Annotated in this window: 11 protein-coding genes and 2 tRNA genes; 7 read left to right on the forward strand and 6 right to left on the reverse strand. The window is 42.3% G+C overall.

The annotated features are described in order from the left end of the window. Window positions 1-54 precede the first annotated feature (54 nt). Complete coding sequence (locus tag DY78_RS03540; protein ID WP_024624149.1) at window positions 55-924, forward strand: MurR/RpiR family transcriptional regulator; 870 nt, start codon at window positions 55-57, stop codon at window positions 922-924. A 33-nt stretch (window positions 925-957) separates the two neighbouring features. Next, window positions 958-1743, forward strand: a complete 786-nt coding sequence (locus tag DY78_RS03545; RefSeq protein ID WP_024624150.1) for a GH25 family lysozyme — start codon at window positions 958-960, stop codon at window positions 1741-1743. Between the two features lie 463 nt (window positions 1744-2206). On the opposite strand, the gene DY78_RS03550 is transcribed toward DY78_RS03545, so the two are convergent. Further along, window positions 2207-2593: a DUF4828 domain-containing protein gene (locus DY78_RS03550; protein ID WP_024624151.1), complete on the reverse strand. Its 387-nt coding sequence runs from the start codon at window positions 2591-2593 to the stop codon at window positions 2207-2209. Between the two features lie 228 nt (window positions 2594-2821). Between DY78_RS03550 and DY78_RS03555 the strand changes: the two genes are divergently transcribed. The 3 genes from DY78_RS03555 (at window position 2822) to DY78_RS03565 (ending at window position 5308) form a co-directional block, all read left to right on the forward strand. Continuing rightward, window positions 2822-3826, forward strand: a complete 1005-nt coding sequence (locus DY78_RS03555) for a Gfo/Idh/MocA family protein (protein WP_024624152.1) — start codon at window positions 2822-2824, stop codon at window positions 3824-3826. A gap of 15 nt (window positions 3827-3841) precedes the next feature. Beyond that, a complete protein-coding gene (locus DY78_RS03560; protein WP_024624153.1) occupies window positions 3842-5185 on the forward strand; it encodes a DEAD/DEAH box helicase in 1344 nt (447 codons plus the stop codon). A 50-nt stretch (window positions 5186-5235) separates the two neighbouring features. Beyond that, window positions 5236-5308: transfer RNA gene (locus DY78_RS03565), tRNA-Arg, on the forward strand. A gap of 121 nt (window positions 5309-5429) precedes the next feature. On the opposite strand, the gene DY78_RS03570 is transcribed toward DY78_RS03565, so the two are convergent. From DY78_RS03570 to DY78_RS03585, 5 genes are all read right to left on the reverse strand, one after another. Continuing rightward, window positions 5430-6611: a site-specific integrase gene (locus DY78_RS03570; protein ID WP_024624154.1), complete on the reverse strand. Its 1182-nt coding sequence runs from the start codon at window positions 6609-6611 to the stop codon at window positions 5430-5432. 382 nt (window positions 6612-6993) lie between these two features. Further along, window positions 6994-7680, reverse strand: a complete 687-nt coding sequence (locus tag DY78_RS03575; protein ID WP_024624155.1) for a hypothetical protein — start codon at window positions 7678-7680, stop codon at window positions 6994-6996. Window positions 7681-7762: 82 nt separating this feature from the next. After that, a tRNA-Trp gene (locus DY78_RS15990) sits at window positions 7763-7855 on the reverse strand. Window positions 7856-7889: 34 nt separating this feature from the next. Next, window positions 7890-8765: a carboxypeptidase-like regulatory domain-containing protein gene (locus DY78_RS03580; RefSeq protein WP_024624156.1), complete on the reverse strand. Its 876-nt coding sequence runs from the start codon at window positions 8763-8765 to the stop codon at window positions 7890-7892. Window positions 8766-8890: 125 nt separating this feature from the next. After that, on the reverse strand, window positions 8891-9562 hold the full coding sequence (locus DY78_RS03585; RefSeq protein WP_056993496.1) for a helix-turn-helix domain-containing protein: 672 nt from the start codon (window positions 9560-9562) through the stop codon (window positions 8891-8893). Between the two features lie 162 nt (window positions 9563-9724). Here DY78_RS03585 and DY78_RS03590 point away from each other — a divergent pair, with 162 nt between their 5' ends. Beyond that, complete coding sequence (locus DY78_RS03590) at window positions 9725-9955, forward strand: hypothetical protein (RefSeq protein WP_024624159.1); 231 nt, start codon at window positions 9725-9727, stop codon at window positions 9953-9955. Between the two features lie 31 nt (window positions 9956-9986). Then, the coding region (locus DY78_RS03595) for an ORF6N domain-containing protein (RefSeq protein ID WP_169817058.1) at window positions 9987-10405 on the forward strand (419 nt) is incomplete at its 3' end.

Raw genomic sequence — 10405 nt, forward strand, 5'->3', positions numbered from 1 at the left:
GTCAATTATGGTCCCTCTCGGAAGTGTGGTAAAATTTGAGCAGGGGGTGGCGACATGGCTGGACAACATCGCAATCGCGTGATTACGTTGATTCGCTCGTATTATCCTAATTTGAGTGCCACGGATCGCAAGATTGCTGATTACATTATTAAAGATCCGGTGCAAACGGCCGCCCAGTCGATTTCGGACTTAGCAGCGGCGGTCGGTGTGTCGACCGCAACGGTGTCACGGTTTGTGAAGCGGATTAGTTTTAACAGCTTTCGGGATTTCTCACGTGAATTGACGGCCGCTGAGCCGCTAGAACGGACGAATGCCGAAGCTTTTCAAGATGTCGAAAAACAAACGACTTTTAAAGGAATTGCCGAATCAACTTTCGCCAGTATTCGGAGTTCACTGGACCAAACGAGTCAAGTGATGACGGAAGCGGATTTGAAAGCCGCGGTGCAATTATTATTGCACGCCCATACGATTGGGTTTTACGGTCTCGGCGGTTCGGCGGTGGCGGCCTTGGATGGTTACCATAAGTTCGTCCGCACCGGGATTACGTGTGCCCACAATAGTGATTATGACATGCAATTGATGCAAGCGGCCCAAATGACCGCTAATGATGTGGCCGTGGTCATTTCACATACCGGGCGTAATCAACAAACTTTACAACTTTTAAGTACCCTGAATGCGCAAAAAGTACCGGTGATTGCGTTGACTAGTTTTGGTAACTCACCGTTAGCACAAGCCAGTACCGTGGCCTTTATTTCGGTCGCTGAAGAGATTAATTACCGTTCCGAGGGCTTGACCTCGTTAATCGCGCAAATGAGCATTATCGACAGTTTATTTTTAATGACGGCAGTCCATGGCAATATCAAAATGGCCGCTAGTCTTAGTCGCGTGCGCGACGCCATTAGTCAAACGCGAACGGAGTTATAAAGTTAGGGTTAGTAATAAGATGGGATTGATGGTATGACGAAACAACGGCATTTAAAACCAGTCTATGCACATACCCGGGGCGCGCGTTGGCGTCGTCGGGGCTGGTGGCTGCTGGTTTTGTTGCTGATTGTCGGCCTCGGGTGGGGTGGCGGACAATGGCTTCATTATCAACGTGAAGCGGTTGTCAAGGGCTTTAATGTCCGCGGTGTGGCCGTAACGCAAAATGATGGCTATTTAGATTTTGCAGCCTTACAGTCGGATGGCTTAAAGTTTGTCTATTTGAAGGCGACTCAAGGGGCCAGTTATACCGATGATGACTTTTCGAGCAATTATCAGCGCATCGTCGGTACCAATCTAGGTGTCGGGGTGACGCACGTCTTCAGTTTTTCGAGTTCTGCTGCGGCCCAAGCTGCTTACTTTGAAAAAACAGTCAATGATAATATTGGTAATTTACCGATTGCCATTCAAGTTCAATATTATGGAAACTATACGGCCAAAACGGTCAATGTAAAAAAGGCGCAAGCCAAGTTGCGGGCGCTAGTCTTAAAGCTGACCGAACATTATGGTCGTGAGTGTGTGATTTGGTCGAATACCGCGGTTCAAAAACAACTCGTCAAACCGGCCATCAAAAAGTCACCGCTGTGGTTGGATACGACTAGTACGCATCACCGCAGTAGTCGCGTCTTATTCATGCACTATTCCGATCGCGCGGTCTATCGGCAAAATGGGACGAGCCAAGAATTCAGCGGGGTCGTCTTCAATGGGAGTGCGTCTGATTTTCAAAGCTTGATTGATCAGAGTTTAAATGCAACGAATTGAAAAAGTAGCCTATGTGCCGTTGTGATTCAGCGGTAATTCCAGCCGCTGTAGCGATCGGTCCGAGCCACAAAGCGGTCTCAAACCTCACGGCGGCTGCCATTACCGCTGAACCACAATTAAATTGATTTCGGTATAAAAAGTGGTGCGAAGATTTGTTTGTTCGCACCATTTTAGTTGGTCACTATTTTTGTGAATTGTTTATAAATGATGACTTACTTACCGTGGTTGTAACAAGGGTTGTCAAAGCTAGTGAGTCTGCAGCATATGTCCGGCATAAAGAATACTACCATGGCTGTTTTCCAGCCCATTTAAAGCGGGTTATACCATTCGTGTCAATACAAATAACCGTCACCAATTCTTTGGTGACGGTTATTTGTTGCGTTATTTGAATAGTAGCCTAATTAAGCGATGACTTTCCGCAAACTGGCTGGGAGCCAACATACAAGAATGCTACTAAGCAAGTTTAATTACTAGCGGTTTCGCTGATTTGATTAGGGGATAAGATCACATAGTTACGATTATCCGCTTCATCAAATAAGGTCACCGGGCGTTGTTCATTGGCTTTGATCTCAAGATGAAAGCCGTATTTATCAAGCAAAACTAACTCGCTAGGTGAAATTGATTCCACCGTTGCTGGCATTGAGCGCCCATCGATACGAATAATCATGTTGGGGTCAATTTCTAGTTTATGATCCCGGTGATGCTCTTCGTCGCGATAGGTCCAAGTCCCCGCATAAAAAACTGCTAAATCACCGCTTGCAATCTTTGTGGGGCGTTGTTTGCGTAATAATGTACTTGATAGTCCTGCCAGTAATGATAAGCCAAATAAAATGGCGCCACGTCGCTTCACCGGATCAACCTTCTTTCCTAAAGTTTACCCTTCAAATATACCACTATTGAAAGCGAAGCGTCACGCAATATGCCGGTTCTTAGCAAACCTTTTAACTGGCTGTCATTTTTAAGTAACGAATGTCATTTTGCAGACATAAAACTGGTAGAATGTAATTATAGTAACAACCACAATAATCACGAACAATTAAATTAAAAACGGTTACACACAATTGAGAGGGGTCTGGGTATGTTAAAATTAGGAATCATTGGGACGAATTGGATTACGCAACAATTTATTGATGCGGCGCACGAATCTGGTGAATGGCAGTTAACGAGTGTCTATTCCCGGCATCAAGCGCGTGCTGATGAGTTCGCGGCGGCTAATCATGTGACGGCAACGTTTACGGATTTAAACACCTTTTTCACGACTGGTGATTTTGAGGCCGTCTATATTGCGTCACCCAATAGTTTGCACTTTACCCAGGCGAAGCTAGCCATTGAACATGATAAACACGTCATCGTTGAAAAGCCGGCCGTGGCCAATCAAGCGGAATTTGAACAGTTGGATCGCTGCTTACAAGCGCATCCGGACGTGTTGATGTTTGAAGCCGCCCGCCAGATTCATGAAACTAATTTTAAACGGGTCCAGACGCAGTTATCCAAGCTCGAACGGATTCAAGGTGCGACGTTAACTTACATGAAGTATTCATCGCGCTACGATGCCGTTCGCAACGGTGAAGAGCCGAATATCTTCTCCTTAAAGTTTGCCGGGGGCGCGCTGCAAGATTTGGGCGTGTATTTGGCCTATGATGCGGTCGGCTGGTTCGGAATGCCCGAAGAAGTGGCGTATTATCCAACCTTAATGCGCACGAAGGTTGATGCTAAAGGGGTCGCGGTCTTACGCTACCCGAGCTTTACGGTCACATTGAATGTGGGGAAGACGAGCAATTCGTATTTGCCATCGGAAATCAACGGATTACGTGATACGATTGTGATGGATAATGCAGCCGAGTTGGCTAAAATCACGTATTACGATAACGCCGGTCACGCCCAAAATATTGGTGTGGCCCCGGACGACAATCCGATGTTGGCGGAAGCGCGTGATTTTGCGATGGTCATTAACGACCCGGTCAATCATCAAACTGAATATCAAGTATGGCGGCAATTAAGTCGCAATGTTAATAAATTACTATTTAATTTACGGCAAACTGCGCATCTTTATTTTTCTGACGATGAGCGGCAAGGGCGGTAATAGAAACGAGGAACTATGTTAGACATATTTAAAGGTAAATTTGCGGCGATGGGCTTTACGGAACAATCGCCGATTCAAACGGCGGTCGCGGAACCGATGGCGGCTGGCAAGTCGGTCTTAGGCTTGGCGCCAACGGGTTCCGGGAAGACGTTGGCCTTTACGTGGCCAATGCTCGAAAATGTGCGCGTTGGTGACGGGATTCAAGCGTTAATTTTAGCGCCATCCCAAGAACTCGCGATGCAAACGACCAATGTGGTTCGCGACTGGGCCCAATTAGTCGATGCCAAAGTATTGGCAATTACGGGTGGTGCCAACGTCAAACGGCAAATGGAAAAGCTGAAGAAGCATCCGGAAATTATTGTCGGGACTCCCGGCCGGATCACTAATTTGATTGCGGATGGCAAGTTAAAGCTCGGTCATTTGAAATTAATGATCGTCGATGAAGCTGACGAATTGTTAACGGATGCAACCCTCGACCAAATCCGTGAAATCTTAGATGCTACCTTTGCGGAAACCTTGCAACTAGGCTTCTTCTCCGCCACAGAAACTAAAATTTTAGATGAACTCCCACGTTGGTTTGGCCAACAAGTCGAAAAAATCGACGTGCGCGCCATTGACCAAACGCAAGGCGAAGTCCGTCACCGGACGATGGAAGTCGGCAATAGCCACCGCGTTGATTTGTTAAAACGCATCAGTCGGGTTGATCATTTGCGGGCGCTAGTGTTTTTCAATAAGATGCAAGAGCTCCAACATGTGTCCGTCGAATTACGGCATCAACACGTTGATTTTGTGGCGTTAACGAGTAATCAACGCCAAGTCGACCGCGAAAAAGCGTTGCGGTTGTTCCGACAAGGTAAGGTTGAATTGTTGTTAACGACTGACTTGGCTGCGCGGGGCTTGGATGTGCCCGAATTGCCCGCCGTCATCAACTATCAATTGCCTAAAGACGTTACCACGTATATTCACCGCAGTGGTCGGACCGGGCGGATGGGCGCCGAAGGGTTAGTCCTGACCCTCGGCAATGACCATGATGTGCGGGACTTCAAAAAGATGATGAAGTCAACGGATTATGACATCAAGCCGGGCTATTTGGTTGATTACAAGATTGTTGATACGAAGCCTAGCAAAGTGGCGCCAACCTTAACGTTCGAACATGTCAGCAATCCCGCCGATGTGGCTAACGGTCGGCACCGCGTTGAAGGCCAAGGCCATCCGGATCACGTCGCGCATGCCGTCGTGCCGAATGAACCGAAACCATTCAAGGCACCCGCTAAACCCAAGAAGAAACGATCGCACAATAAACATTCCAAGAAAAAAGGGATGCGTAAAAAGAACCGCGAACGCTTCAATCAAGACTAGAATTGCAAATTCAGTCAATCCGTGAGAAGATATTTTACGGATTGATTTTTGGCCCCATAGCACAATTGGATAGGGCACCCGCCTCCTAAGCGGTTGATTCCGGTTCGATTCCGGATGGGGTCATATGAATATTAATTAAATCGTTTCGTACCAACGTAAAACGTTGATATGAAACGGTTTTTGTTTTTAACAAAACGCTGAAAAACGGTATAAAAAGATATTTTGGTGCACATTTTGGTGCACATTAGGCATTTTTGTAAGATTTGTGCACCGACTTGTGCACCAAACCATCCATCGAGCTTAGAGCCACAAGGGCTTTGGCAGTCTCCTTTTTTTCCATTTCTCGTAAAAGGTGAGAGTAAACGCGGATGGTTGTAGAATAATTAGAGTGACCCAACCGTTCAGAGATATAGTAGATTGAGACACCCTTGTAAATCAAATATGAAGCGTGTGTATGGCGTAGTCCGTGAAAGGTAATATCTTTAGACCCAATACGTTTTAAAACTCTGTGAAGCGTCTGATTTGCGCTTGTATTGTCAGGCACGCGCCCATACTGATTAATAAAAATTAAATCAAGTGGATTATCGATTCCTAGTTCTTTTAGTTTTACGATCTGCAGGGTGTGAAAACTTTTTAGAATATCAGCTAGGTGATCAGTAATTTTTATTAGCCGCTTAGACTGTTCATTTTTGGTATCAGCAAATCCATTTCGTAGTAATGTATCCCAGGTCTTATTGATTCTCAGGGTTTTGAAATCAAAAGAGAAGCAATCCCATGTTAGACCGGCAACCTCACTGTACCGAGCGCCAGTTTGCAAACTAACTAGTGCCATTAGCTTAGTCAAGTGAGCAAAAGTTAAGTCTGATTCAAGCGCACGAGTTAGCTTTTCGGTATCTTTACCATCTAAATATTTCATTTCTTTGGGCTTCTCTGGGCGACCACTAATTTTGGTGTGCGCTGTAAAATTACGCTTAATAATGCCATCATCGATAGCATATTGGACGGCTGACTTAATTTGTACGTTAACTTTTTCGGAGCTGCTAAGCGAACGAGGACTTCGACCTATAGGATTGGCATAATCGTTTAGAAACTTCTGATAATCGGTACGTGTTATTTCATCTAATCGTTTGCCAGCAAAATAATTATTAACAATTCCAAGCGTATACTGATAACGTAAGCGACTAGACTTTGCTAAAGTTGGTTCCTTATAAGTCTGATACCATTTTAAAAAGTAATCCGTAAATAGTTGTTTACCTAATCTTGGATTTATACCATTGCTAACATCAATTTCATTTTGGTTAGCCCATTCTTGGGCTTCACGCTTAGTTCGAAAACCGCCTTGATTGATAAATTTACGATTTCCTAAATCATCGTAATATGAAACACGTGCATTCCATGTTTTACCACGCTTATTAATACTTGCCATTTATATTTCCTCCTTAAATTTCACCTAGGCGGGTAGAATTTTAAGGACTTGCAGGCATCACCTCCTTAGTTGTGATAATATTATGTATGTAAAAAGAGCGGAGTAATCCACTGGTTTTTATTGGCAGCACATCCATCTTCTTGGCGGGAGCGGATGCGCTTTTTTTATTTGTAGCAAACAGTCGTTCAGTATATACTCATACTAAACAATTAGTTAGGAGACACATGACTATGGACAAATTAGTTTATTTAGTTCCAGGCTTCGTATCTTACATCATTTTACGTCTTGTTTTGTGTGAGGTAATTAAATGAATGAATTTATTGAATGTTTGTGGAACCTGCCACCTTTACAAGTCTTTTTTAAGTATTGGTATATTTGGATATTAATTGTTAGTATTTTGATTTTTTGCGATTGGCGGTTCCATAGTGAACGTTAAAAAGTTTCTCCCAAGATCTGTGAGTCTGTAATACGTATCAATAACTGTTCCACTAGATTGCATATTAATGCTTCCAAATCTTTTTTCAAAGAGACCAAAATTAGTAAGTCGCTCGCATAAGCCGATTAAATAGAACTTGTCCAATTGAGTATCAAAAAAAGTAACTACATCCTCAATCTGTATCCATTTGTCCGGTTCTAATTTTTGTGTCCCCAGCAATAGCTTTATGTCTGTCAGGTCAATCTGTGGAACAATTGAAGTGAAATATTGTTCTTGCTCCCAATCAATTTTTGATGGTGATTTTAAAATGTTTAAGAAACCATTATGAAGCATCGAACGTTTTGCAAGTGTTGGGTCTGATTCAATAATGTTATTTACTTTTTCCATATATTGGGAAATTTGTTCCGAATACTGATTAATTTCATCGGAACTTGTTAATTGTGTTTTGACTTTTTCTACTTCTTCGCTAAGATGATTATAAAATTCTTCAATGCGCTTGAATCTTTTCTCATTTTTTGCTCCAAAATAGGCGGTTTGTAACGCTGGTCCGAATGTCGGAACGGAAGCAACTGCGGCTTCCACAGCAAGCCAAGCATAGTCTTTGCCGTGAAGCTTGTCATTAGAATTGTCCATTAGTGAAAACACCTCACTGCTATATTATTTTTGAGCACATCCTCAACTTTGGCCGGCTGGGGGATGTGCTTTTTTATTGCAACGCGAGCGGCAGGAGTCGAACCTGCATAGTAACTTTGGAGGTAATTCTATGTGTAAATAAGTCGTTACTGTTCTACCGTTGAACTACGCTCGCATGTTGCCCGCTAGGCTGGTAGTGGGCGAGGGTGCTAATCTGAATCTTTACCTGTAACAGTAATTTTGCTAGCGACAAGTGATGGAACTGTGTTACTGCCACCGATTTTCGTGTCATAGGATTGACGTTTTGAAAATACGCCCTGTATATCAACGTAATCGTCTTCAACGGCTGCTGTTTTGCCATCATAGGCAACCATAAATGTGTGGTCTGGATCATCGTCCGTATATACTAAGAGAACCGTTTGGCCGTCTGTTTCGTCAGCTTGAAGGACTTCAGCCTTGGAAATGTGGTATGACTTGCCAACCCAATCATCAGATTTGACGAAATCGCCATAAGTATATTTTTCAGCATTGTTTTCGCCTTCGGTTGCGTTATATGAATCACTTGTATCTGAACTACTGTCATTGCTACTAGAACTGCTATCAGAATCTTTATATTCAGTAATGGTTAGCTGTGACTTCGGACTCTTATGGCCTTTATAGGTAGCGTATACAGTATACTTTCCTGAAACGAGGTATTCGTCACTAAATTTGCCATTTTTATTTGCTTTTACAGTGTCTGAAATTCCATCTTTATCAGTAGGCTTGAAATGGATCGTGGATCCAGGAGTAGCTGTTCCTTTTACGGTAGTTACATCGTCAACTTTATTTCTATACAAAGAAACACTGACTGTTGTATTTTGGTTGACTGATTCATCGTTAGAAGATGCGCTCGTTGATTTTATCCCGGCAAATAACAGTAGCGCGAAAGACAAAAAAACTACAACGATTGAATATATAGATGTCTTTTTCCATTTTCTTAGATCTTTGCCTTTAATTTTCTTAAAAATCCATCCAATCGTTGCAATGATAAATATCAAAATTGCTATTAAAAACACCAAAAAAGACAATACCCCTAATGTTTCCAAAAATACAACACCCCTAAAATTTCAGCTTTTACCGACGTCCGTATCTGGTCTTATGTAAGTATAATACTGCTAAATATGTAGAACGTGTGTTCTTTTTAACGCATAAGCATAGGAGCAATAAGCTCCTATAATATAACTCTGCCTATAATACGTACCTGGTCATCTTTAACATGACGTGGTTCATATTTTTTATTAATAGATCGCAAGATGACTTCATCAGAAGTGTAGTCGTAGTAAATTTGCTTACAAGTAACACCGTCACCATCAATTTCAACAATAGCAATCTCGCCATTTTCAACTTCTTCTTGCTGTTGGTAGAAGATAATTTGACCATCGTGGATAAGTGGCTCCATCGAATCGCCTTGAATACGGATAGCTGTGTCAGCCCCGTGTGGCACGTCAGTGAAGTCGTCGTGTTCAATTTCTACATCACCATAGGTCAATTCAGTAGGGTTAGCGGCTGACTTACCAACAAGTGGCAAATTAACAACTTTACCATTTTGTTCTTTCAGTTGATTGTCAGCGTAGTTGTAAACATTTTGCTGACGATCAGCATTGAGCTTATTTACTGTTTCAGATATTTTTATTTTGACATCTGAAAGAAGTTCATTATCAGGATCTAATATAGAAAGTGGGCTTATTTGTAAAGCTTTTGAAAGTTTAATGATTTTGTCTCTACCCATATTTTCTATATATCCGGTTTCCCATTTTCTAACAGTTGATTTTCCCACACCTGTCAATTTTCCAACTTCATCTAGGGTTAACCCCAGTTCTAATCGGCGTTCTTTTAGATTCATCACGTTAGCACCTCCATGTATACATAATAGCATTTATGTGTCTTAAAGTATACATATTAGTGTGCTTTAAAATAAAAAAGTTTATTTTAGGACACTTTGATGTTGACATTAGCAAATATAGGTGTTTTAATTAAAGTGTCCTAAAGGAAACGAGGTGGCGATATGAACAAGAACAAATTATTGGGGATCATTAAAACAAAAGGGCGTACGGTAAAAGATGTGGTACAAAGCATTAACAATTTTGAAAATGTTTCAATCACATACTCGACATTTTACAAAGGTTTGAGAGATGAGCGTCCATTCAGGCAAAGTGAAATACTAGCACTGTCGAAAACGCTCGGCTTATCAGAAGACGATATTATGAGTATTTTTTTTGGAGAACTTGTGTCCTAAAAGAAACACTCTGCTGAAAGGAATGATTCACATGCAAGAAGTACAACAAGTTAAGTTTAACGGAGATCTAATTTTAACTACTGAACAGTTAGCCGAATTTTATGGAACAACCTCACGACGCATTACTGATAATTTTAATGCTAATAGGGACAAATTTATTGAAGGTACTCATTATTTTCATTTAGAAGGTAGCCAACTGAAACAATTTAAGAACCAAACCCGAAAAACGGGATTGGTTAGTGAACACACCGGTGCAATTAATTTATGGACTAAGCGTGGTGCCAGCCGGCATTCAAAAATGCTTGGAACTGATCAAGCTTGGGGCATGTTTGATGAGCTGGAAGAAAACTACTTTAATCCAAAACGGCTTGTACTGCCAACATCCCCGCGAGAAATTGCACGATTGGCACTGCAAGCCAATGAGGAAACTAACCAACGCCTGGATAGCGT

This window comes from Lactiplantibacillus fabifermentans DSM 21115, from assembly GCF_000498955.2.
Lineage (GTDB): Bacteria > Bacillota > Bacilli > Lactobacillales > Lactobacillaceae > Lactiplantibacillus > Lactiplantibacillus fabifermentans.